Source organism: Thiomicrolovo immobilis (genome assembly GCF_039645955.1).
Taxonomy (GTDB): domain Bacteria; phylum Campylobacterota; class Campylobacteria; order Campylobacterales; family Sulfurimonadaceae; genus Thiomicrolovo; species Thiomicrolovo diazotrophicus.
Genome location: NZ_CP147916.1, coordinates 1,923,828 through 1,947,363, shown reverse-complemented (window position 1 = coordinate 1,947,363; position 23,536 = coordinate 1,923,828). Strand labels below are relative to the sequence as shown.

19 protein-coding genes are annotated in these 23,536 nt (G+C 56.6%); 15 read left to right on the top strand and 4 right to left on the bottom strand.

Annotated elements, in window-relative coordinates; all coding sequences use genetic code 11:
* Window positions 1-78: 78 nt before the first annotated feature.
* The 11 genes from WCX72_RS10185 (at window position 79) to WCX72_RS10135 (ending at window position 13,685) form a co-directional block, all read left to right on the top strand.
* A complete protein-coding gene (locus WCX72_RS10185; RefSeq protein ID WP_345969679.1) occupies window positions 79-2,550 on the top strand; it encodes a hypothetical protein in 2,472 nt (823 codons plus the stop codon).
* A gap of 141 nt (window positions 2,551-2,691) precedes the next feature.
* The gene (locus WCX72_RS10180; RefSeq protein ID WP_345969678.1) at window positions 2,692-3,456 is read left to right on the top strand and encodes a DUF3450 family protein; all 765 of its coding nucleotides are present in this window, start codon (window positions 2,692-2,694) and stop codon (window positions 3,454-3,456) included.
* Window positions 3,456-4,769 (top strand): MotA/TolQ/ExbB proton channel family protein, encoded by a 1,314-nt coding sequence (locus tag WCX72_RS10175; protein WP_345969677.1) that lies wholly within the window; start codon window positions 3,456-3,458, stop codon window positions 4,767-4,769. Before WCX72_RS10180 ends, WCX72_RS10175 begins: the two co-directional genes overlap by 1 nt.
* On the top strand, window positions 4,769-5,383 hold the full coding sequence (locus tag WCX72_RS10170; RefSeq protein ID WP_345969676.1) for a MotA/TolQ/ExbB proton channel family protein: 615 nt from the start codon (window positions 4,769-4,771) through the stop codon (window positions 5,381-5,383). The genes WCX72_RS10175 and WCX72_RS10170 overlap by 1 nt, the downstream gene beginning before the upstream one ends.
* Window positions 5,384-5,788, top strand: coding sequence for a biopolymer transporter ExbD (locus tag WCX72_RS10165; RefSeq protein WP_231018928.1), 405 nt, complete (start codon window positions 5,384-5,386; stop codon window positions 5,786-5,788).
* A 1-nt stretch (window position 5,789) separates the two neighbouring features.
* Window positions 5,790-6,428, top strand: a complete 639-nt coding sequence (locus WCX72_RS10160) for a TonB family protein (protein WP_345969675.1) — start codon at window positions 5,790-5,792, stop codon at window positions 6,426-6,428.
* Window positions 6,429-6,440: 12 nt separating this feature from the next.
* Window positions 6,441-7,592 (top strand): hypothetical protein, encoded by a 1,152-nt coding sequence (locus tag WCX72_RS10155; RefSeq protein WP_345969674.1) that lies wholly within the window; start codon window positions 6,441-6,443, stop codon window positions 7,590-7,592.
* Window positions 7,589-10,681: a carboxypeptidase-like regulatory domain-containing protein gene (locus tag WCX72_RS10150; protein ID WP_345969673.1), complete on the top strand. Its 3,093-nt coding sequence runs from the start codon at window positions 7,589-7,591 to the stop codon at window positions 10,679-10,681. Before WCX72_RS10155 ends, WCX72_RS10150 begins: the two co-directional genes overlap by 4 nt.
* 71 nt (window positions 10,682-10,752) lie before the next feature.
* A complete protein-coding gene (gene hemN / locus WCX72_RS10145) occupies window positions 10,753-12,120 on the top strand; it encodes an oxygen-independent coproporphyrinogen III oxidase (RefSeq protein WP_345969672.1) in 1,368 nt (455 codons plus the stop codon).
* A 57-nt stretch (window positions 12,121-12,177) separates the two neighbouring features.
* Window positions 12,178-13,473, top strand: coding sequence for a (Fe-S)-binding protein (locus tag WCX72_RS10140; protein ID WP_345969671.1), 1,296 nt, complete (start codon window positions 12,178-12,180; stop codon window positions 13,471-13,473).
* A 74-nt stretch (window positions 13,474-13,547) separates the two neighbouring features.
* Window positions 13,548-13,685 carry a hypothetical protein gene (locus WCX72_RS10135; RefSeq protein WP_345969670.1) on the top strand — a complete coding sequence of 46 codons (138 nt, stop codon included), beginning with the start codon at window positions 13,548-13,550 and terminating at the stop codon, window positions 13,683-13,685.
* Here WCX72_RS10135 and WCX72_RS10130 read toward each other — a convergent pair.
* From WCX72_RS10130 to WCX72_RS10115, 4 genes are read right to left on the bottom strand one after another with little or no spacing between them, the layout of a single operon-like run.
* Complete coding sequence (locus tag WCX72_RS10130) at window positions 13,682-14,185, bottom strand: phosphatidylglycerophosphatase A (protein WP_345971551.1); 504 nt, start codon at window positions 14,183-14,185, stop codon at window positions 13,682-13,684. The two genes, WCX72_RS10135 and WCX72_RS10130, sit on opposite strands and share 4 nt — an antisense overlap.
* Before the next feature lie 38 nt (window positions 14,186-14,223).
* A complete protein-coding gene (locus WCX72_RS10125) occupies window positions 14,224-15,414 on the bottom strand; it encodes a sulfate adenylyltransferase (protein WP_345969669.1) in 1,191 nt (396 codons plus the stop codon).
* Complete coding sequence (locus WCX72_RS10120; protein WP_345969668.1) at window positions 15,392-16,279, bottom strand: response regulator; 888 nt, start codon at window positions 16,277-16,279, stop codon at window positions 15,392-15,394. The genes WCX72_RS10125 and WCX72_RS10120 overlap by 23 nt, the downstream gene beginning before the upstream one ends.
* Window positions 16,276-17,397, bottom strand: coding sequence for a bifunctional 2-C-methyl-D-erythritol 4-phosphate cytidylyltransferase/2-C-methyl-D-erythritol 2,4-cyclodiphosphate synthase (locus tag WCX72_RS10115; RefSeq protein ID WP_345969667.1), 1,122 nt, complete (start codon window positions 17,395-17,397; stop codon window positions 16,276-16,278). Before WCX72_RS10115 ends, WCX72_RS10120 begins: the two co-directional genes overlap by 4 nt.
* Before the next feature lie 272 nt (window positions 17,398-17,669).
* Between WCX72_RS10115 and thiC the strand changes: the two genes are divergently transcribed.
* The 4 genes from thiC to WCX72_RS10095 all read left to right on the top strand — a co-directional run bounded on the left by thiC (window position 17,670) and on the right by WCX72_RS10095 (window position 23,534).
* Window positions 17,670-19,043 (top strand): phosphomethylpyrimidine synthase ThiC, encoded by a 1,374-nt coding sequence (gene thiC, locus WCX72_RS10110; RefSeq protein WP_345969666.1) that lies wholly within the window; start codon window positions 17,670-17,672, stop codon window positions 19,041-19,043.
* 19 nt (window positions 19,044-19,062) lie between these two features.
* Window positions 19,063-20,235 carry an Mrp/NBP35 family ATP-binding protein gene (locus WCX72_RS10105; RefSeq protein ID WP_345969665.1) on the top strand — a complete coding sequence of 391 codons (1,173 nt, stop codon included), beginning with the start codon at window positions 19,063-19,065 and terminating at the stop codon, window positions 20,233-20,235.
* A gap of 184 nt (window positions 20,236-20,419) precedes the next feature.
* Window positions 20,420-21,172, top strand: coding sequence for a polysaccharide biosynthesis/export family protein (locus tag WCX72_RS10100; RefSeq protein WP_345969664.1), 753 nt, complete (start codon window positions 20,420-20,422; stop codon window positions 21,170-21,172).
* Window positions 21,173-21,188: 16 nt separating this feature from the next.
* Window positions 21,189-23,534, top strand: coding sequence for a polysaccharide biosynthesis tyrosine autokinase (locus tag WCX72_RS10095; RefSeq protein ID WP_345969663.1), 2,346 nt, complete (start codon window positions 21,189-21,191; stop codon window positions 23,532-23,534).
* Window positions 23,535-23,536: the final 2 nt, after the last annotated feature.

The following is a 23,536-nucleotide window of genomic DNA, read 5'->3' as shown; positions in this document are numbered from 1 at the left end:
TACTGTTTCACGACTGTGCAACGTTAGTAACACAAGCGTCCTACACTTGCGGCAACTTTTCAACTTTGGAGTAAGTGTATGGCGAATTTTTATAGAACTTCGACAATTGCCCTGAGCGCAGCAGCCGCTGCAGTACTTTCTTTTACAGGCTGTGGTGGCGGCGGCGGTGGCGGCGGCGGTACGACTGCCGTCTGTGACGCTTCTGTCATCGACGTGGTCCTTCCGGCTGTCATCGATGCCGATATGACCCTGGACAGCACAAAAGTCTACGGTTTGGAAGGCAAGGTTAACGTTACGAACAACGCTGTTCTGACGATTCCTGCCGGTACAACGGTAGCGGGTTGTGCTCCGGCTTCCTTTATGGTCGTCGAGCCGGGTTCCCAGCTGGATGCTGTCGGTACGGAAGCGGCTCCGATTACGTTTACTTCCCAGAAATATGTTCAGGGACTCTCCAGCCAGAACGCTGCGGGTGAATGGGGCGGTCTTATCCTCGCCGGTAACGCTTACACGCATTACGGTGTCGCACACTACGAAGCGGACGAAACGGTTGCTTTCGGTTGTGACGACGTCACGGTTCCTTGTAACAATACGCAGTCTTCCGGTCACCTCGAGTATGTCCGTGTCGTCCACACGGGTTACGAAGTCGAGAAGGACAAAGAGCTCAACGGTCTCTCCCTCGCGGGTGTCGGTTCGGGTACGATCCTGAAAAACATTGCGATCATCGGCGGTCTGGATGACGGTCTGGAGATCTGGGGTGGTACGGTCAATATCGACGGTCTCTATGTCTACAACGCCAACGACGACTCTGTCGACACCGACCTCGGTTACCGCGGTACGATCCAGAACGTCCTCGTTCAGCAGGTCAATGTCGACAGCACGAACGACCACGACTCTGCGGGTATGGAGTTCGGTAACGATAACAACACGATCGTAACGGACGACAGCAACGCGACACAGCCGAACATCATCAACTATACGGCGTACATCAAAGGCGGCGGTTTCTACAACAAGTACGACGCCGGTTTCAAATGGAACAACGTCAAGTTCATCAGCGACAAGACGGCGGACGAAGCGCAGGTTCACTTCCGTGGCCAGGACGCTTACACGACAGGTGCAAAACACATCGACGGTCCGGTCTGTTTCAAAGACACGGCGCTGACACTGGATGACAACAGCACGTATACAAACCTGAACTCCAAAGACGCGACGGCAGACACTGCCTATGCATACTTTGTGACGAACAAGCTTTATGCGGGCAGCGGCACGATCTATGTTGACGCGAACACGACGACAATGGATACGGTCTGTACGGGTGCCGATGAAGCGACAATCTGGAAAGGTTCTGAAGGCTCTCTGGATCCGCTGGAGACTCCGCCGGTCATCTATACGGCGCTCCCGAGCGAGATCACAAGCGACATGACCCTTGACAAAACGGTCAAATACGCGATCGACGGCAAGGTAAACGTCAAAGCGCCGGCAGTACTGACAATCCCGGCAGGTACGACACTGGCCGGCGTCACGCCGAACTCTTTCATGGTCGTCGAGGCGGGTGCGCAGATGATCGCTATCGGTACGCAGGCGGAGCCGATCGTCTTTACCTCCAAGAAGGATGTCGACGGCAACTCCCAGGATAACGCAGCGGGCGAATGGGGCGGTCTTGTCCTCGCCGGTAACGCTTACACACACTACGGTGTTGCACACTACGAAGCGGACGAAACGGTTGCCTTCGGTTGTGACGGCGGTGTAACGGTAGCTTGTGACAATACACAGTCTTCCGGTCACCTGGAGTATGTCGCTGTCAAGCACAGCGGTTACGAAGTCGAGAAAGACAAAGAGCTCAACGGTCTCTCCCTCGCCGGTGTCGGTTCGGGTACGATCCTGAAAAACATCGCGATCATCGGCGGTCTGGATGACGGTCTGGAGATCTGGGGCGGCCGCGTAAACATCGACGGTCTCTATGTCTACAACGCTCACGACGACTCTGTTGACACGGACCTCGGTTACCGCGGTACGATCCAGAACGTCCTGGTTAAGCAGGTCAACGTCGACAGCACGAACGATCACGACTCTGCGGGTATGGAGTTCGGTAACGACAACAACACGATCACGACGGATGATACGAATGCGACGCAGCCGGATATCATCAACTATACGGCGTACATCAAAGGCGGCGGTTTCTACAACAAGTACGATGCCGGCTTCAAGTGGGATAACGTCAAGTTCGTCAGCGACAAGACAGTTGATACGGCAATGGTCTTCTTCCGCGGCGAGGATGCTTACCTGACAGGTGCGAAGCATATCTCCAGCGATGTCTGTTTCAAAGATACGAGCGTGGCGCTGACAGATGCAACGACGTACTCTGACACAAACTCAAAGGATGCGACGGCCAATACGGCATACGCCTACTTTGTCACAAACGTCGGTACGACAGGTCTTGCAGCGATTGACGCAGCCTACCTCAATGTCGATGACAATGTATCATGCCTCGGTGTGACCGAAGCTAACGTCTGGAAAGGTAAAGCCGGCACCAACGATCCGCTGGAACAGTAACCTTCACTCTCCCCCCGACCGGGGTTTCCCCGGTCTCTCCCCCTTCTACACTCAAAAATGTTTCCGTTATGTAATCTTCCGGTGACGGTAGCGTAACACAAAACCTGTACCCTTCGCCTATCTTTTTTATGTGGGGTATGTATGGTACCGAATACGATAAAACTCTGGCTGGCCGGTTCGCTGATCGCAGCGACAACACTCGCAGCAAGTACCGAAGAAAACATGGCGGCATCGCTGATGAAGCTGCGCGCCGAAGTCGAACAACTGAACACGCAGATTCAGGAAGAAAAAGATGACACGAAAGCGACAATGCGTTCGCTCGTCATCGAAAAGAACGAACTCGATGCGACGATCGGACGCGAGAACCTGAAGATCAAGCAGATCGAGCAGGAGATCGCCAAGGTCCGTCAGCAGATCGCCGCGGCGAGCAAGAACAGCGAGGGGATCAAGCCCGTCGTCGTTGCCGCCATCGCCGAACTTAAAACGCAGATCGCTTCCGAACTTCCTTTTAAAACAGCGGAGCGCCTTGACGATGTCGCGCGTATCGAATCACAGATGAACGAAGGCCTGATCACGCCGCAGAAGGCGCTGGCGCAGGTCTGGAACAGTTACGCGGACGAAGTGCGCATGACCAAGGAGAACGGCCTTTTCAAACAGACGATCAAGCTCGACGGCGAAGACCGCCTGGCGGAGATCGCACGTCTGGGCACCGTCATGATGTACTTCATGACGCCGGACGATCGTGTCGGCTACGTGGCCAAAGACGCCAACGGCTGGTACTACAAAGAGTCCGTGAACAAGGCGGAACAAGAGCAGATCATCGCGCTGTTTGACGCGATGCACAAACAGATCCGCACCGGCTACTTTACCCTGCCGAATGCCATTGCGACGACGGAGGTGAAATAATGAAACGTATTGTCCTTATCCTGATGATGGCGGTCCTTTCCCTCTCCGCCGCGACAGAAACAGAACTGCAGCGCGCCTATGCCAAAGAGTTTGCGTTCCTGAAAGCCCAGAAAGAGATGCTGCAGCAGCGTCTTTCCCAGGTGAAGAAAGAGGATGCGGCACGCGTCTCTTCTGCGAAAAAAGAGATCGCGTCACTGCAGAATGACGTTCTGGTCAAGACCCAGACATCCGACCGCCTCGGCGAACAGCTTTTCCGCTCACAGCAGAACGCGGAGAACATTAGCGACGATACGGCGCTGCTTGAATCCGTCGCCCTGCAGGGGCAATCCTCCCTCGCACCGTACGGCATCAAGCTTGCCATCGACAAGAATGATTACCCGGCGACACTGAACCAGCTCTTTGCGGAGACGCTGAAGCTCGGCCGTGACCTCTCGTCTGTCAACGTCACCGAGGGGAGCTTCTACCTCAAAGACGGTACGGAGCAGAAAGGCAAGCTCGTCAAGGTCGGTAACATCGCGACCTACGGCGTCGCCGAAGGCGCGTCCGGTGTCCTGGTCCCGGCGGGCGGCGACAAGCTGAAACTGTGGGACGCACCGGCGTCCGCGGCGACGGCGACGGCCCTGGCTGCAGGACAGATGCCCGCATCACTGGAGATCTTCGTCTATGAAAACGTCTCCAAAGAGGTTGAGGACAAGGCGGACAAGGGCGTTATGGACGTCATTGAATCCGGCGGTATCATCGGCTGGGTTATCGTCGTGATGGGTCTGTTCGCACTCCTGCTCGTCGTCCTGCGCGGCTTCTTCCTCAGCGGTGCTGCGTCCAAAACGCTGCCGGTAGCGAAAGAGACGCTGGTCGAACTGCAGTCTAAGGGCGTCGAAGCGACCCTGAACTTCCTGAAAAGCCGCAAAGGGGCGGCGGCCCGCGTCATGAAGGCGACGGTGCGCAACCTCGACCGCGATCGTGAACATGTCGAGGATATCGTTGCCGAGGCGATCATGCACGAGAGCGAACGTCTCGACCGTTACGGCTCGGCCATCATGGTCGTCGCCGCCGTCGCGCCGCTGCTGGGTCTGCTGGGTACCGTGACCGGTATGATCGCAACCTTCGACATCATCACCGAGTTCGGTACGGGCGATCCGAAACTGCTCTCCGGCGGGATCTCGATCGCGCTGGTCACAACGGAACTGGGTCTGATCGTGGCGATCCCGCTGCTGCTGCTGGGCAACATGCTCAACGGCTGGGCGGAGCGCATCAAAGACGGCATGGAGCAGTCCGCGCTGCACCTGATCAACGAGTATAACAAGCAGAAATAATGCAACCGGCACTCCATAACCTTTTCGATCAGTTTCTGGTCTACATGCAGAGCGGCGGCTTTGTCATGTGGCCGCTGTTCGTGCTGGTCATCGTTTTGTGGTACGCGCTGGGCTACCGCTTCCACGCCATCAAGCGCGGGTCGCAAAAGAGCGTGCGGGTTCTGATCCGCAAGTTCGACTCCGGGAAGCGCGAAGTGCCCCGGGGGCTCATCGACGGCGCGATCGTCGATGCCCTGAAGATCGTCAACGAGGGGTACCGCGGCACGATCGGGCGCGAGCTGATCGAGGATGCGTTCTTTTCCTACTATCAGGAGCTCAAAAAGTACCGCAAAACCGTCAATACCATCGTCATGGTCTCGCCGCTGATCGGTCTGCTGGGAACGGTAGCCGGGATGATCGAGACCTTCGATTCGCTCGGGAGCATGACGCTCTACAGCCAGGGCGGCGGGATCGCCGGGGGGATCTCCCAGGCGCTGTTCACGACGCAGCTGGGGCTCGTCGTCGCCGTACCGGGTCTGGTCGTCGGCCGTCTGATCGACCGCCGCTCGAAGATCATGGAACTCGAACTGGAACAGATCAAAGATATCGTCTGTTCGGAAGAAGAAGGAAAGTAAATGCGTTTTAGACAGAAAAAAGAGCTGGATCAGGCCGTCGACATTTCGCCGCTGATCGACATGGTATTTATTCTGCTGATCTTTTTCATGGTCAGTACGACCTTTGTCAAAGACATGAAGCTCGACCTTGAACGTCCGGGAGCCTCTTCGGCGACGCGGGCATCGAGCAAGGTGATCAAGGTCTACCTCGACAACCAGGCCCAGGCTTACATCGATAACCAGCCCATAAAGGTCTGGGCGCTGCAGAGCAAACTGCGCGACATGCTGCGCACCTCGACGGAGAAGTCCGTCCTGGTCGTGACCGATGACACGATCGCGGTGGAGAAACTGATCGAAGTCGTCGACCAGTGTCGCCTCTCCGGCGCGAAGGATGTCGCGGTCGCCACGAACAAAGAGGTCGGATAAGGTGCGCAACGCTTCCCCGCTGAAAAAACACGCGCTGGCCCTCCTGTGGAGCGTCTTCGGCCTCTTTTTCGTCTTTATCGTCGTGATCGAGATGAACAACGAGGGGTGGACGGAGCCGCCGAAGAAGAAGATGGCTTCGGCGCAGTTCGATATGCAGCAGGTGGCCAAGCCCAAACCGAAGCCCAAGCCCAAACCGAAGCCGAAGCCGAAAAAGGTGAAGCCGAAGCGCAGCGCGCCGACGCCGAATCTCAGTTCGCAGCTCTCGGGCCTCGATACGGGCCTGGAAGCGTTCCAGGCCGATGATCTGCTCAGCGACGATGCGCTGCTGGGTGATGTCGGCAACGATATGGTCATGACCGACGATACGGTCGACCAGGCGCCGCAGCCCTCCCGCCGCACGCCGATCGAGTATCCGAAGAAGGCGCGCAAAATGGGCGTCACGGGGTATGTCCTGATGAACCTGCTGATCGACAAGCAGGGGCGTGTCGAAAAGGTCAGGGTGCTTGAGAGCGATCCGGCCGACACCTTCGACGACGTCGCGGTCGCGGCCGTCAAAACCTGGGAATTCAAGCCGGCGCAGTACCAGGGGCAGCCGGTCAAAGTATGGGCGAAGCAGAAGATCCGCTTCGACCTCAATTAAGGAGGAGAACCGATGAAACGTTTTTGGATTATAGCGGCATTGGTCGGGGCTCTCTCCGTCCAGCTGGCGGCGAAAACCGATGATGTCGACTATGTCGAACTGGGTGCAATGATGCTGCGCGACGGTCATGTCGAGCGTGCCAACGATGCGCTGAACATGGTCGATCTTAACGACACAGAGCTCGACCTGCCGCGCTATTACATGCTCAAGGGGCTGGTCGAGACGAAAAAGAGCTTCTACAAAGAGGCCAACGTCCACTTTTACAAGTCCATCGAGCTGAACGAGGACAGAAACGCGTCCAAGCCGCTCTACCTCTACATTGCCCAGAACAGCTTCAAGCTCAAGGAGTACAAAGGGTGTATCGCGGCGCTGGACAAGGTCCCCGACCTTATGGCGCAGAACCCGAAACTCTTCGGCCTCAAGGCGGAGTGTTTCTGGCGCGAAGGCGACAAGGATGCGGCACTGGCGGTCCTGCGGGATGTGAACAGTCGTTTCCCATCCTATTGGGACGCCTACAAGCAGCGTTTCTACTACCTCGTCTCCCTGGGGCTTTTCCAGGCGGCGCTTGATGATGCGCAGGTCTACCTGAAAAACGCGAAGGCGAACGAGACGATCCTGATCAACTTCATCAACGCCCTGCGCCAGAGCGGCCAGACGGAGAAGGCGATCGAACTGGGGGAAGAGGCGAACCTGCGCTACCCGAGCAGCGCCAAAGTGACGGTGATGCTGGCGCACCTCTACATCGACAAAGAGATGATCGGTGCCGCGGCGGAGCTCTTTAACGAGGCCTCCATCGAGGACGGGAAGTACACCAACGAGTCGGCCGAGATGTACCGCCGCGCCCGCGACTACGTGATGGCGCTGCTCAAGAACACGCAGATGCTCGACACGAAAGAGAAGTACAAGCAGCGCATCGCGATCTTCCTGGAGTACGGGGACTATGAGCGTATCATCGTCACCCGCAAGGCGATGGCGCGCAGCGGCCTGATGGAAGAGGAGGGCATGCGCTACGCATTGGCGTACGCCTACTACATGGAGGGAGAGTTCGAGCAGACGGAAGCGCTGCTCGAGACCCTCTCTCAGCCTGAGCTCTTCGCCAAGGCCGTCGAACTGCGCAAGAAGATGGAAAAATGCAAAAACAATATATGGGAGTGCCAGCAATGACGCGTATACTTTTTCTGGTTTCACTGCTGACAATGAGCCTCTTCGCCGCAGGCGGCGAACTGGCGCTCTATGTTCTGAAAGACGGCAAACCGCTGCCGACGCAGGAGGTCGTGATCATGAACCTTTCCGCGGCAGAAGCGGAAGCGGCCAAGCCTGAAACGATGACGTTCACGACGGATGCCCAGGGGTATCTGGGAACGACCCTCCCGGAGGGGAACTACCAGCTGCAGCTTCTGGCAACGGAGGACGGCGCGCCGCAGGCGTTCGTCAAGAAGAATTTTCTCATCGCCGCGGACAAACAGACCCAGATCATCCTGTCGCTGAAATCGGACAAAACGCTGCTCTTTGCGGATGTCGAAGCGCCGGAAGGGAATGTGACGCAGCGCGATGCGAAGCAGGACGTGGTCAAGGTCAACGGGACCGTGGCACTGACGCTGCTCTCCTCCGAAGATGAGAAACCGGTCGCGGGTGCCCGCGTTTTCGTGCCGGGGATCAAAATCAATGCCGTCTCCGATGCACAGGGCCATGTCGTCATCGACCTGCCGGAGGGGAACCGGACCCTCTCCATCATCCACACGAGCTTCTCCTCCCAGAACGTCAAGGTGACGGTGCTGCCCAAGGAGATGGTCAGCCGCACGGTCGAGCTGAGTCCCGCAGCGATGGAGCTGGAAGAGTTCATCGTCCTGGCGCCGCATATCGAAGGTTCGGTCGCCGCCGCGATCACCGAAGAGCGCAACAGCGACGCGGTCGGGAACGTCCTGGGCTCCGAACAGTTTTCCAAAAGCGGTGACAGCAGTGTCGCCGCGGCCCTGAAACGTGTCAGCGGTATCACGATCGTCGGCGGGAAATATGTCTATGTCCGCGGACTCGGGGACCGCTACTCGACGGTCATGCTCAATGATCTGCACGTGCCGTCGCCGGAACCGACGAAGCGGGTCGTCCCGCTTGATATCTTCCCGACCTCCGTCGTCGAGAGCATCACGATCCAGAAGTCCTATACAGGTGACCTGCCGGCCTCTTTCGGCGGGGGAACGGTCCTGATCAAGAGCAAAGAGATCCCGGCAGGCAACGAGGGGTATGCCTCTATCGCCGTCGAAGCGATCATGAACAGCAATACGGGCAGCAAAGCGACGACCAACGGCGACAACAGTGTTCCGCTCCCCTCCAGCGCGCTGAGCGGCGGAAACAACGTCGGCGGCTGGGCCGTGACACAGGATGTGCTGCACAGCCGTTCGCTGAACCGCGAATCGACGACACTGCCGCCGGGCGGCAAGCTTGAAGTCGCGGCCGGGAAGAGCTATGCCTTCAGCGATGACCTTTCCGTCGGTGCCTCCGGGACGGTTTATTACAAGAATACGTCCGACAACGACAAGACCGAGTACAACAAGTTCTTCTACGATATCAATACGGGTTCGATCTACCACGACAACCATACGACGGCCGATGTGACGACCTTCAAAGAGGAGCTGTCCGGGATGGTCAATCTCGGCGTGAACTACCTGGAAAACCAGAAGTTCAAGTACACCTTCTTTGCGACGATGCAGACCAGCGACAAGACGACGCTCTCCTCGGTCGACTACACCGGAAGCGCCGAAGACCGCGAGAAGACCTACTACGAGTATGTCGAGACGGGGCTGACGATGCACCAGATCAGCGGCAGCAACGAACTGCGTTTCGGCAGCGGCACGGACGGCTATTTTGACAACCTCAAAATCGACTGGGCCTACGAGACGGCGGAAGCGTACCGCGACGAGCCGGGGACGGTGGAGTACAACTACCTGCACCAGACCTCCGGGCTCAACTGGGACCGCAAAAACTGGTACTACTACTTTATTCTCAACGATACGGTGGACAATGTCCGCGGCGACTTCACGCTGCCGTTCGAGTTTAACGGGAACGAGAACTATACGAAGGCGGGGGTGTTCGTCTACTCGAAAGAGCGCGACTTCGACAGCCGCCGCTTCAAGATGCTCAGCTCCAACTTCAGCGATATGCCCGAAGATATGGACACGATCTACCAGAAGTACGCCAACGACCTGGATTTCTCCGCCTCCTACCGCCTGACGGACTCCTACCGGGCGACCCAGGACGTGACGGCCTTCTACCTGAAGCAGCTGCTCTCTGTCACGCACGACTTCGACATCGTCGCCTCGGTCCGCCAGGAGGAGTCGTCGCAGCAGCTCTTTGACGCGGCGGCAAGCTACGCACCGCTGGAGACCTCGGATCTTTTCCCGAGCCTGGGGGCAACCTACCGTTTCGACAACGACGCGATGCAGCTGCGCTTTGCCTACGCCAAGAGCATCAGCCGTCCGGACTTCCGGGAGTTCAGTAACAGCCGTTACAAGGACCCGGTGACGGAGAATATCGTCTTCGGTAACCCGGGCCTGAACGCGACCTATATCGACCACTACGACCTCAAGTACGAGTGGTATATGGAAGCGGACGAGATGTTCTCGATGGCGCTCTTTGCGAAGATGTTCGACAACCCGATCGAAAAGGTCATCAAGCGCGATGACTCCCAGGATAACACCTTCCTGGAGACGTACATCAACGCCGACTCGGCGACGAGTTACGGCGTCGAGGTCGACCTGCGCAAACGTTTCGGTTTCGTCAGCGATTCGCTGAGCAACCTGCTTTTCGCGACGAACGTGGCGCTGATCCAATCAGAGATCAAGCTCCCCAAAACCGATGCGACCGATCCTTTTTACAGTTACATCAATACGCTGACCTCCAAGAAGCGTGCGATGCAGGGGCAGTCGCCCTATGTCGTGAACCTGACCTTCGGTTACGATAACGCGGATACGGGCGACAGTGCGCTTTTCCTGTTCAACCAGATCGGTGAGCGCATCGTCTCGCTGGGGACGGAAAAGAACAAAGACGTCTACGAGCAGCCTTTTGCGAAGCTCGATTTCGTCACCCAGTGGAAACTGAACAACTACTTCTTCAAAGACAGCGACTTGATCTATTCGGTCAAGTTCAAGGCCAAAAACCTGCTCGACAGCAAGCTGGAGTACAAGCAGGGGAATCTTAAGACCGCCTCTACGACGCCGGGGCAGGAGTTCAGCCTCCAGTTCAAGATCGCCTACTAAGGCTTGTTTTATCCCCCCGCAAGCCCCTTGCGGGCATAATAGCATCTTAATTTTCCTTGATGGGACAGAGCATGCTTGATTTCGCAAAATTCACCAAATATTCCAGACCGGGACCGCGCTACACGAGTTACCCGACAGCCCTGGAGTTCAGCACCGATTTCGCATATGACACCTACCTCGAAAAGCTGAAGGGGCAGGACAAGAAGCGTCCGCTCTCCCTCTATTTCCATCTGCCCTTCTGCCGCAACGCCTGCTACTTCTGCGGCTGCAACGTCGTCTTTACCTCCAAAGAGGATAAAAAGATCCGTTACATCGACTACCTGATGCGGGAGATGGATATTCTCTCCCAGCACCTCGACACGTCGCGGGAGGTGATCCAGCTGCACTTCGGCGGGGGGACGCCGACCTTCTTCAGCGCCGAACAGCTCGATGAGATCATCACTGCCATCAAGAGCCACTTCCCCAATTTCGCCGCCGATGCAGAGGTGAGCTGCGAGATCGACCCGCGCCACATCGACGAGGCGCAGATGAAGGTGATGAGCGAGGCCGGATTCAACCGCGTCAGTTTCGGGATCCAGGATTTCAACGAGAAGGTGCAGGTCGCGGTGCACCGTGTCCAGCCCTACGACATCACGAAAAACGCGATGGACCTGGCGCGCAAATACAATATGGTCAGCGTCAACGTCGACCTTATTTACGGCCTGCCGCACCAGACGCTTGAAACGTTCATGGAGACGCTGAAGCTCGCCGTGACGTTGAACCCCGACCGTTTCGCCGTTTTCAACTACGCCCACGTGCCGTGGCTGAAAAAGACGATGCGCAAGATCGACGAGACGACCCTTCCCCAGCCGGATGAAAAGCTCTCCATCATGCAGCAGACGATCGATTTTATGGAGAATAACGGCTACCGTATGATCGGGATGGACCACTTCGCCAAGCCCGAGGATGAGCTCTTCAAGGCGATCGAGAAGGGGGAGCTGCACCGCAACTTCCAGGGTTATACGACCAAGGGCGGGGCGGACCTCGTCGGCGTCGGGCTCACCTCCATCGGCGAGGGCGTGGACTACTATGCGCAGAACTTCAAAGATATGCCCTCTTACGAAGCGGCGATCGACGCGGGGCGCCTGCCCTTCGAGCGCGGCGTTACCCACAGTGCCGATGACCTGATCCGCCAGCACGTTATTATGGAGCTGATGAGCAACTTCAAGCTCGACATCAACCGTTTCGAGACGAAGTTCGGCGTGAAGTTCGACGAGTACTTCGCCGATGCCCTCGACGAGCTGCAGCCGATGGTCCACGAGGAGCTGCTCGAGATCGCGCCGGAGAAGATCGAGTGTTCCCCGACGGGCACGCTGCTCATCCGCAATATCGCGATGGCCTTTGACGCTTACATGAAAAAACATGCCGGCAACAAGAAGACTTTTTCGAAAACTGTCTGATTCGTATTAATGATCAAAAATATAAACGAATTGAAAAACATTCGCTAAAATTGCGCCATGACTAAACGGTATACGGAAGAGATTTTCAATTTTACGGCCACCTCCGACCAGTGCATTAAGTGCGGGAAGTGTATCCCCGTCTGTACGATCCACAACGTCAACGCGGACGAGGTCACGAGCCCCCGCGGTTTCATCGACCTGCTCGGCGCCTACGAACGCGGCCAGCTGGAGCTGGACAAGACGGCCAAAGATATCTTCGAGAGCTGCTTCCTCTGTACCAACTGTACCGACGTCTGCCCCAAATCTCTGCCCACTGACATGGTCATCGAACAGGTGCGCGCCGACATCGCCGACAAGTTCGGCATCGCCTGGTTCAAGAAGGCGTTCTTCTTCCTGCTGCGCCACCGCCGCCTGATGGACTTCTTTATGAAGTCCGGGTACGCCTTCCAGACCTGCGGTTTCAAGATCAAGGAGCAGACCTCCTCCATGCAGCCGCGTTTCTCCCTGCCGCTGATCAAGAAGGAACGTCTGCTCCCCTCCATGGGCAAAAAGTCTTTCCTCAACTCTTACCCGGAGATGACGGACAACGGTGGTAAGCGCAAAGTCGCCATCTTTATCGGCTGTCTGGCCAACTACAATTATACGGGCATTGGAAAATCGCTGATGGAGATCCTGGAAGTGCTGGAGATCGACGCGTTCATCCCCAAAAAGCAGCTGTGCTGCGGTGCGCCCGCCTATTTCACGGGGGATTTCGCGACCGTCGACTACAATGCGAAGAAGAACATCGAGTACTTCGAAAGCTTCATCGACGAGGTCGAGGCGATCATCATCCCCGAAGCGACCTGTTCGGCGATGATCAAGATCGACTATGAGCACTTCTTCCACGACCAGCCGGAGTGGAAAGCGCGGGCGCAGAAGCTGAAAAACAAGGTCTTTATGGCGACGGAGTGGCTGGAGCAGAAGACGCACCTCTCCGAGTTGCTCGCTTCCAGGGGACGGCGCGATCTCACCGTCACCTACCATGACCCCTGCCATGCCCGCAAAATGCAGGGGGTCTACCAGGAGCCGCGCAGACTGATCGGCCAGAGCTACGCCATCAAAGAGATGAGCGATCCGAACGCCTGCTGCGGTTTTGGCGGGGTGACGATGCAGACGGAGAAGTACCACTTCGCCGAAGCGGCGGGCAAGCCCAAAGCGGCGATGATCAAAGCCAGCGGCGCCCAGGTCGTCTCCGCGGAGTGTTCGGCCTGCCGGATGCAGATCAACAACTCCCTGCACCAGGCGGAGGCGGAAACGGTCTTCAAAAACCCTATCGAACTCATTGCGGAAGCCCTGGCGCCGAACCCTTCCTGAACGGCCCTCGGCCGCTCGCACTCTGCTCACACATTTCCCGTAACATTGCGCTGATTTCATTCAAAGGAAACAGCATGAAAAAGTTTATTATTGCATTCGGTATTGCCGGGGCTCTGGCGTCAAGCGCTTTTGCGCACCATATGGCATATTATGAAGATGCGGGGATCTATATCCCGGAGTGGTCTCCCCACCTGCTGATGGAGTTCTTCTAGACGGCGAATGCCGCCGTTGCTTTGAGAATGACCTGCCAGACGAGCGCCGCGGAGATCCCCGCGAGTACACCGGCGAGCAGGTCGTCACCCATCACCCCGATTCCCCCTTTTGCTTCACGGTCGATACGGCCGATCATCGACGGTTTCTTGATATCGTAAAGACGGAAGAATGCAAAGCCGAGCAGGCTCTGGATGACAAAACCGTTCTCCCACTGCGTCAGGGCTTCCGGCGCGATCATCATCCCCGGTGCGATGGCAAGTGCGAGCCACATCCCGGCCAGTTCGTCGATAACGATGCGCTGGTCGTCATGGGGGTTGCCGGCCTGCTCGTGGGCATCAATCGTTTTGACGGCGATCAGCGTGATGAGGATCGTGGCCAGAAAGAGGGTCTGGGGACCCAGGAAGAGCAGGATGGCCATCCCGATAGGCAAAGAGACCAGGGTTCCAACGGTACCGGGGGCCTTGGGGGAGAGACCGCTGTAGCCTACGGTCAGAAACATCCAGTTGAGTTTCAAATAGTGTCCTTTCAATACCGTACTTAGGTCAGTGATGTCGTCTGGTAGAGTTCCATCAGTTTGATGTAGAAGTCGCGGTCGGTGTGTTCTTCGAGCAGACCGTTGACCGGCATGATGTCGTAGTAGAGCTTCTCGATGTTCTTGATGCGGCCCGGAAAGAGGCGGCAGAGCAGGATGGCGGAGATCTCTTTGCGCATCAGCACCGCCGGCGGCATGAGGCCCGTCTTGACGAGCTCCAGGATGGAGTCGGCGTGGTAGGAGATGTGGTGATGGTTGCCGTGGGGGCAGGTCTGGGTGCTCACCAGCGTCTTGCACTCGTTGCAGTAGACGTATTCGCGGGCGATGGCGACCTCGATGTCGATGCCGTGCATGCGGTCTTTGACGGACTGGTTGCTGTTGTGGTCGTAGTACATGCCGACCCCGGCGTGGTTCTGGCCGATCATCAAGCGGTCGCAGCCGAAGTTCTTCGCGACGATGGCGTCGATGATGACCTCGTTGTAGCCGGCGAAGATGTAGCTGTACTCCAGCGGGATGATGACGACACGGTTCCGGGGGAGGTAGTTCTCGACGAAGTAGGTGAGCGCCTGCTCCCGGATCTCGTAGCTGAGGTCTGCCTGGTTGTAGGGTTTGAGCAGGAAGATGACGACGAGGTCGGTCGTGTCCAGTGTCTGGCGGATGAGGCGTTCATGGGCGCGGTGCAGGGGGTTGGCCGCCATCATGATGGCCGTCGTATGCTTGGCGCCGATACGCTGTTTGGCCTCTTCGATGTTCTGCAGGATCGGCGCGACGGGATCTTTTTCCAAGCTCAGCGCTCCGCTGACGGCGCGTCTGCCGAGGCGCTTCAGGGTAGAGCTGACGCCCGGATGCGAGGGGTTGTCCGTCCCGTAGATGTGGCGTACGCGCTCGTTGGGGTCGATTTCGAAGACCTCCCCGACGACGAGCGTCCCGGAGCGTTCGCCGTCGACGATCAGGTCGAGTGTCTCATCGGGCTTGGCGTTTGCGAGAATTTTTTCATTCGTACTGCCGGCGGGGGCGAGAATGAAAGGGAAGGGAAAGGTCGTGTCATTGAAACGGCCCGTCGAGAGGACCTCTTTCATCTGCGCTTCGTTCATCAGTTCCGTGACCGGTGACAGCATGCCCGCATTCAGAATGCTGAGGGCCGACAGGGCTTCCTGGTCGAGAAAGAGGGCGCTATTTTTTCTTGATGATGCCATACTTTTTACGCTTCTCCCAGAGGCTTTTACGCGAGATTCCCAGTTTTTTGGAGAGTTCCGTATCGGGGAATTTATGCTGATAATTTAACACGATATATTTAACATAGTCCTCGATCGGGAGGATATCGCCCTGTTCGAAGACGGTGCTGTCACTTTTTATCTCAATCACCTGAACGCCTTCGACATCGACGGAGTCGGTGCTGGAGACGATGACGTTGCGCGCGTTGATGAGTTCAAGGAAGGGCTTGCGGTCGGCTTTTTTCAGCGACTGGAAGTCGGTGATGTAGAGTAGCGACGCGGCGGGGGCTTTGGAGATGTCGTTGAAGGCGTTGCTGTTCTCCAGACTGATGTAGACCAGCTCCCGACCATTGGTCTTTGCATAATCGAAGGCGAAACGGTCGGCGTATTTCTGAAAGTTCGAGGCGATGAAGACCGGCGGGGTGACGTTGTCGAGGTCCTGGGTGATCTTGACGCCTTTGAAGTGCTGGTCGAGGTAGCGCTTATAGGTCTCGTTGGCCAGTTTGAGGCGGTTGAACTCCTGGAAGTGCTCGATCTTGCGGATAAGCTCTTCGATCATAAAGGGCTTGAGAATATAGTCTTTTGCTCCGGCGGCCAGCGGCTTGGTGACGGTGTCGTTGCTGATATACGAGACCATCAGGATGACGACGGCGTCGCGGAACGCCTCGATGACGGGGTAAATGTCCTGGCCGCTGATATTGGTCGAGAGCAGCACGACGTCATAGGCGACCCCTTTGAAAGCGTCCTGTATGGAACTGCTGATATCGCATTGATAGCCCAGTTCACCCAGTTTGCTGGCGATACTCTGTGCCAAATAGATCTCATTCTCAATAATCAATACTCTCATAACTGTGTCCAATCCATATAGTTTATCGTTGCGGTGGCGATCACGGCGACCCCCTCTTTCCGGCCGATGAAGCCGAGTTTTTCCGTCGTCGTCGCTTTGACGCCGACCCGTACGGGCGGCAGACCGAGCAGGGTGCCGAGCCGCTGTCGCATCGCTTCTTTATAAGGCGAGAGGCGCGGTGTCTGCGCCGCGATCGTGATATCGACATTGACGATATCAAAGCCGTAGCGCTTCAGGCGCATGACGACCGTTTCGAGCAGCTCGGCAGAATCGATCCCTGCGTAGGTATCGTCCGTATCGGGGAAAAGCATCCCGATGTCTCCCATGCCCGCGGCGCCGAGCAGGGCGTCGATCAGCGCATGGATGGCGACGTCGCCGTCGCTGTGGGCCTTGAAACCGACGGGGTGGTCGATGGCAATGCCGCCGAGGACCATGCTCCCTTCGGTATCGAAGGCGTGGACATCGAGGCCGTTGCCGGTGAGGACGGTCGCCGCCGGTCCTTCGAAGCACGCCATTGCCCGCAGGTCGGCCAGCGTCGTCAGCTTTCTGGCGGCTTCGTCCCCCTCGACGAAGTGGCGGCTGCCGCCGTCGGCAACGATGGCACTGCTTTCATCGGTATAGGTTTCATCGGTCGCCAGGGCCGTTTTGAGCACGTCTGTTTTGGAGAGCTGGGGGGTCTGGATACGCAGCAGCGCGCCGCGGTCGATCGTCTCGCCGTGGAAGGTAACGGTATCATGCACGCCGAGGGCCGGCACGATGCAGTCCGCTTTGTCACGCTCCGCAATCAGCCGGGAAATGAGCGCCGCATCGATGCAGCCGCGGGCGACGTCCGTGACCATGACGTAGGGCGTCTTGACCGCGGCCAGGGCATTGCCGAGGGAGCTCTGCCGGTCGCTGCCGCCGTTGACGACATGGTAGTTTCCGTGCAGGCGCATATAAGCGGCTTCCTCGGGATGCGCGGTGACGATCACTTCTGCAAACTGTTTGCTGCGGATGAAACGATTCGTAACAAATTGCCACAATGGTTCATCACCGATACGGAGCCACTGTTTTTTCACGCCGCACTGGAAACGGCGCGAATCTCCGGCAGCAAGCAGGATAAGCGTTAAATCAGACAAAAACTATCCTCTTTACGGAAAAATGTTACGAAATTATACAGGGCCAAAGCTTTTGTGCGCCTTGTGTAGAATCGTAATACTTTTTCTTTTCAGGCTGCCGGTGCAAGCGGAAAATTGCAGCGGATAATGTATGATTCCACAAATAAGATTGCTGCAATTCGGAGTAAATTTCTCTTAATTTATTTTGAAAGATTGTCGCTCGTTCGATATGCCGTTTGGCTTTTTATCGGCGGTGACTATATTACGCCAAAGAATTGCTACAGGAGTTCGCTATGAGAACCTCATGGGTAGAGAAACGTCAAAACGACAACGTCCGTACGCAGATGTATTATGCCAAGCAGGGCATTATCACCGAAGAGATGGAGTACGTCGCCAAAATCGAAGATCTGTCGCCGGAGCTGGTACGCTCCGAGGTCGCCCGCGGCCGCCTGATCATCCCGGCCAACGTCAACCACACGAACCTTGAGCCGATGGCCATTGGGATCGCTGCGACCTGCAAGATCAACGCGAACATCGGCTCTTCGGCGATCGCCTCGGATGTCCAGGGCGAGATTGAGAAGGTTCAGGTTTCCCAACATTATAAAGCGGATACGGCGATGGACCTCTCCACCGGCGGCGACCTCGACGAGATCCGCAAAGCGGTCATCGCCAACTCCAAGATCCCCATCGGGACCGTGCCGATCTACCAGATCCTGCACGACGTCAACAACAAGATCGAGGACCTTACCATCGAGAAGATGCTCGAGGTGCTCGAACGCCAGGCGCAGCAGGGGGTGAGCTACTTCACGATCCATGCGGGCTTCCTACTCGAGACGATGCCGAAGGTCGCCAAGCGCAAAATGGGGATCGTCAGCCGCGGCGGTTCGCTGATGGCGGCATGGATGATGCACTACCACCGCGAGAACCCGTTTTACACGGCGTTCGACGAGATCTTGGACATCTGTGCGCGTCACGACGTCTCCCTCTCCCTGGGCGACTCGCTGCGTCCGGGCTGTCTGGCGGACGCCAGCGACGATGCCCAGCTGGGCGAACTGAAAGTCCTGGGCGAACTGACCCTGCGCGCCTGGGAGAAAAACGTCCAGGTGATGATCGAGGGACCGGGGCATGTGCCGCTCAACCAGATCGAGCGCAACATGAAGCTGCAGCGTGAGCTCTGCCACGAGGCGCCTTTCTATATTCTCGGGCCACTTGTCACCGACATTGCGGCGGGATACGACCATATCTCCTCGGCGATCGGCGCGGCCGTCGGCGGCTGGCACGGGGCGTCCATGCTCTGTTACGTTACGCCCAAAGAGCACCTGGGGCTTCCGAACGCGGAAGATGTCCGCGAAGGGATCATTGCCTACAAGATCGCGGCGCACGCGGCGGACATCGCCCGCGGCCGCAAAGGGGCGCGCGATATCGACGACGAGATGAGCGACGCGCGCTACACCTTTGACTGGGAGAAGCAGTTTGAACTGGCGCTCGACTCCGAACGGGCCCGCGAGTACCACGACGAGACCCTGCCGCAGGATGTCTTCAAAGAGGCGGAGTTCTGCTCCATGTGCGGGCCGAAGTTCTGTTCGTACAAGATCACGCAGAACATTATGGATAACCCCGAAGCTATCGAAGCCATCGCCAAAGAAGCGGCGGCGGCACAGCATTAAACTTTAAAAGGAAACAGTTATGACAGAAGAAATTGTAAAATCGGCATTGTCTAACGTGACGTACCCGGGTTTTACGAAAGATATCGTGACCTTCGGATTCGTCAAAGAGATCAGTGTCAGCGGCAGCGACGTTGCCGTCACGGTCGACATCACCTCCAGCGCGCCGGAAGTGGCGCAGCAGATCACGGACGAGGCGACGGCGGAGCTCAAACGTGCCGGCGCGGTTAACGTCACCGTTAACATCGCGGCACCGAAAATGCCGCGCGAAAGCTCCTCTAAGGGCAAGAACATCGCGCCGCAGGTGAAGAACTTCATTATGGTCAGCTCCGGTAAGGGCGGCGTCGGCAAATCGACCAGCTCCGTCAACCTGGCGATCGCGCTGGCGATGCAGGGCAAGAAGGTCGGTCTGCTCGATGCGGACATCTACGGCCCGAACGTCCCGCGTATGCTCGGTGTCGAGGATATGAAACCGGAGATCGAAGGCAACAAGGTCCTGCCGATCAAAGCGTACGGGATCGAAATGATGTCCATGGGCTCTTTGATGGAAGAGGGGCAGTCGCTGATCTGGCGCGGGGCGATGATCATGAAGGCGATCGAGCAGTTCCTGCGGGACATCCTCTGGTCCGAACTGGACTGTCTCGTCATCGACATGCCTCCGGGAACGGGTGACGCGCAGCTCACCCTGGCGCAGAGCGTTCCCGTCACCCTCGGTGTGACGGTCACGACACCGCAGACGGTCTCCCTGGACGACTCCCGCCGTTCACTCGACATGTTCAAGAAACTGCATATCCCGATCGGCGGTATCGTCGAGAACATGAGCGGTTTCATCGCGCCGGACACCGGCGTCGAGTATGACATCTTCGGCAAGGGAACGACGGCGCCCCTCGCGCAGGAGTTCGGCACGCACATCCTCGCAGAGATCCCGATCGAACCGGCGGTCCGTATCGGCGGCGACGAAGGGAAGCCTGTCACCTATGCCAAACCGGAATCCGAAACGGCAAAACGCTACATGAAAGCGGCCGAGGATATCTGGGCGCAGATCGAAAAGATCAATGAAGAGGGCGGCGTCGACAACAACGCGATCCAGCCCAATACCCCTCCGGGTGTCTCCGCCTGCTCGACGGCAGCGGCCCCGCAGCAGAGCGAGCAGAGCAGCGGCGAAAGCTGCGGCACAGGCTGCGGCTGCCACTAAAACAGACGCCCTCGCGGCGTTTTCTTCATCAATTGTTAACAACAGTTTTCCTCTGTTTAGCTTCTTGTTACCATCTATAGACTATAATCCTTCGCATTTTAAAGAACGATCTGGAGATACTATGTCCCTGCGACTGTTAACGATTTTGATATTTTTTTCGCTGTTGATGTTCAGCGGATGCTCGATGAAGGAGTACCGCCTTTTTCAGGACGAAAACGTTTCCGATGAAACGACGGCGATTTCAGAGAAGGAGTACCACGCCGAAATGGTATTCGAGAATATCATCGCGCCCAATGACCGGGTGTCGGTGATGGTCTACAACCAGTCTTCGGCAGATTCGCGGCAGATGACCTCGATGGTCAGCAGCCGGGGAGGAGCCAGCTCCGCCATGTATGCCGGCAGGGACGAGACGCTGGGGCTGCTGGTAACCCAGGAGGGGACGATCCGTCTCCCACTGATCGGCCGGCAGAAGATCACGGGGATGACGGAGGATCAGGCGGCCAGTTTTCTGATTACGCAATACCAGAAGTACCTGCGCAACCCCTATGTGACTGTCGAGATCATGAACCAGCGCATCTTCGTACTGGGTGAGGTCAAAGATCCTGGTGTCGTGTCGGTGACGAACGGGATGATGAATCTTGTCGAGGCCCTGGCCCGCTCCCATGACCTGACTGATTATGCAGACCGGACCAACATTAAGATCATTCGCGGGGATCTGCGTTCACCTGAAGTGCGCGTTGTCGATCTGACGGAGATGTCGGCGATCCGTCTGACAAGCCTTTTTCTCAAGCCCAACGATATCGTCTACGTGCAGCCAAGAGCAATGAAAGGCTACAACATGGCCTTTAAAGAGATCGCACCGCCCTTCCAGCTCCTCTCGGCCATGCTGCAGCCGTTCGTAAATATCGTCTATCTGGATAACAATCTTGGGAAGTAATATGGCACAGGATAACATGACAACTATTGAAGATGATGAAATCGATCTGAAAGCGCTTTTTGCAACAATCTGGCGCCGCAAAATTGCGGTTATGACATTTACGGTCGTTATCGCGTTTGTGGCGGCTATTTTCGCCTATATCACCCCCAACGTCTATCGGGTCAGCACAATGATCGAAGTCCAGGAGGAGAGCAACAAGTTCGGCAGCGGATTGGGCAATATGGATATTATGTCGCAGGCCTTCGGGATCAGCGGCGTCAACCTTGACAATGAACAGCTTGTGATCAAATCGCGTTTCTTGCTGCAAAAAGCGCTGGGGTACCTCGATATCGGCACCCGATACTTTACGAACAAGCATTTCCGGGAAACAGAGCTTTACAAAAATTCGCCTTTTATCGTTACGACAACCTTTATTGATGAGGATGCCTACGGGGCCCGTATAAAGCTGATTCCAATAGATCAGGAGCGTTTCGAACTGAAAATCGATCCCCCTTCGATGCTGAATCCCCGGGTGATCCTGCGCGAAATCGGCCTCTTGCCGCCGCCGGAACATGCGCCCGTCGTTTATGAAGGGACGCATCGATACGGCGAGCTGATCACGTCGCCGTGGTTTAAACTCAAGGTGAACCGTATTACGGAGCTGACAGAAGATGAGTACAGCTTCAGTGTTACGCCGAATCAAGAGATGTGGGAAATGCTCCAGGGGAATCTGACGACATCCCTGGCATCCAAAATGGGCTCGATTATGATCATTTCGTATGAGGATAACGTCCCGCTGCGTGCCCAGGAGATCGCCAATGCGGTCACACGGGCCTATCTGGATCAGGAGATCGAAAGCAAAACGGCCGAGGCGGACCATACCCTCGCTTTTATCGACGACCAGCTCAACGCCATCAACAAAGCGCTGCAATCGTCGCAAAAGAATCTGGAGCGCTTCAAACAGAGTAACATCGTCGTCGATATTTCGCAAAAAGCGTCGATCACGACGGATAAATTGAGCGAATACGAAAGCAAACTCCAGGAACTCGATATCCAAGAGAGCGTTCTCGCCAACTTGCAGCAGTATATGCTGAACAATGCGGATATTTCCGGAATTGCACTGGGATCGGCAGGCTTTGCCAATCAGGACCTTGTGGCGATGATCTCCGACCTGAAAGAGAAAATGGTACAGCGTAAAACCCTCCTGGTCGAATACACGGAGCTGCACCCCGATGTGGTAAAACTCTCCGAGTCGATCAGTTCAATGCGCAAATCGGTACTTTTTACCATTGACAGCTCTTTGAAAGTGATCCAGCAGCAAAAAGATGCCTTGACCAAGATAGTCAATGATTACAAGCGGTCGCTCGAAGCGCTGCCCGGACAGGAGCAGAAACTCGTCAACCTGACCCGGACAACGATGGTCAATGAGAAGATCTATAGCTTCCTGCTGGAAAAACGGGCCGAAACGGCGATCCTGCGCTCTTCGACGGTCTCCAAAACACGGATTATCGACTCGGCTCTGCTGCCGAAATCGGATGAACAGGTCAAACCGAAGCGCGCGCTTATTGCGGTCGTCGGTCTGATCCTCGGCTTTATCCTCGGGATTTTCTACGCCTTCGTGCGTGAATTCCTTGACAACACGGTTAAAAGCCAGGATGACATTCAACGCCTGACGCATATCCCTGTGTACGGAATGATTCCGACGGTCAAGGGCAAGAAGTTCAATTCGATCTTTTACGAAGCGTTCCGGGCCCTGCGTACCAATCTGGAGTTCATGCGCAGTGACATGGCGCACAAAACGGTCGTCGTCACCTCGACAGTTTCGGGGGAGGGGAAGACGACGGTCTCCGCAAACCTGGCGGCGATCTATGCAAAGAGCGGGAAAAAAGTTGTCGTGCTCGATCTTGATATGCGGCGGGCGAAACTGAGCGAATATTTCGATCTCAGGAATGACAAGGGACTAAGTACCCTGCTGAGTCACCGTCATAATCTGGATGAAATCATTCAGCACTCCGAGCAGGATGGTGTGGACGTGATTGCCGCCGGCCCTGTCCCGCCCAACCCGTCGGAACTGATTATGTCCGACTATGCCAAAGAGATGATGCAGACGCTGCGCGAACGCTATGATTACATCATCCTGGATACCCCGCCGGTCGGTCTCGTGACGGATGCGGCGATTCTGATGCACCAGGCGGATGTGTCTTTGCTGGTGACACGCTACGGCTATTCGAAAAAAGAGTTTGTGCGCGGGCTGGACCGTCTGGTGCAGGAGCACAAGATCGATCATGTCGGTATCATCTTTAACGGCGTAGATATTGAGAAAAACTACGGTTACGGTTACGGCTACGGCTACAAGTACGGCGGCGACAAGTACTATACGTAAAC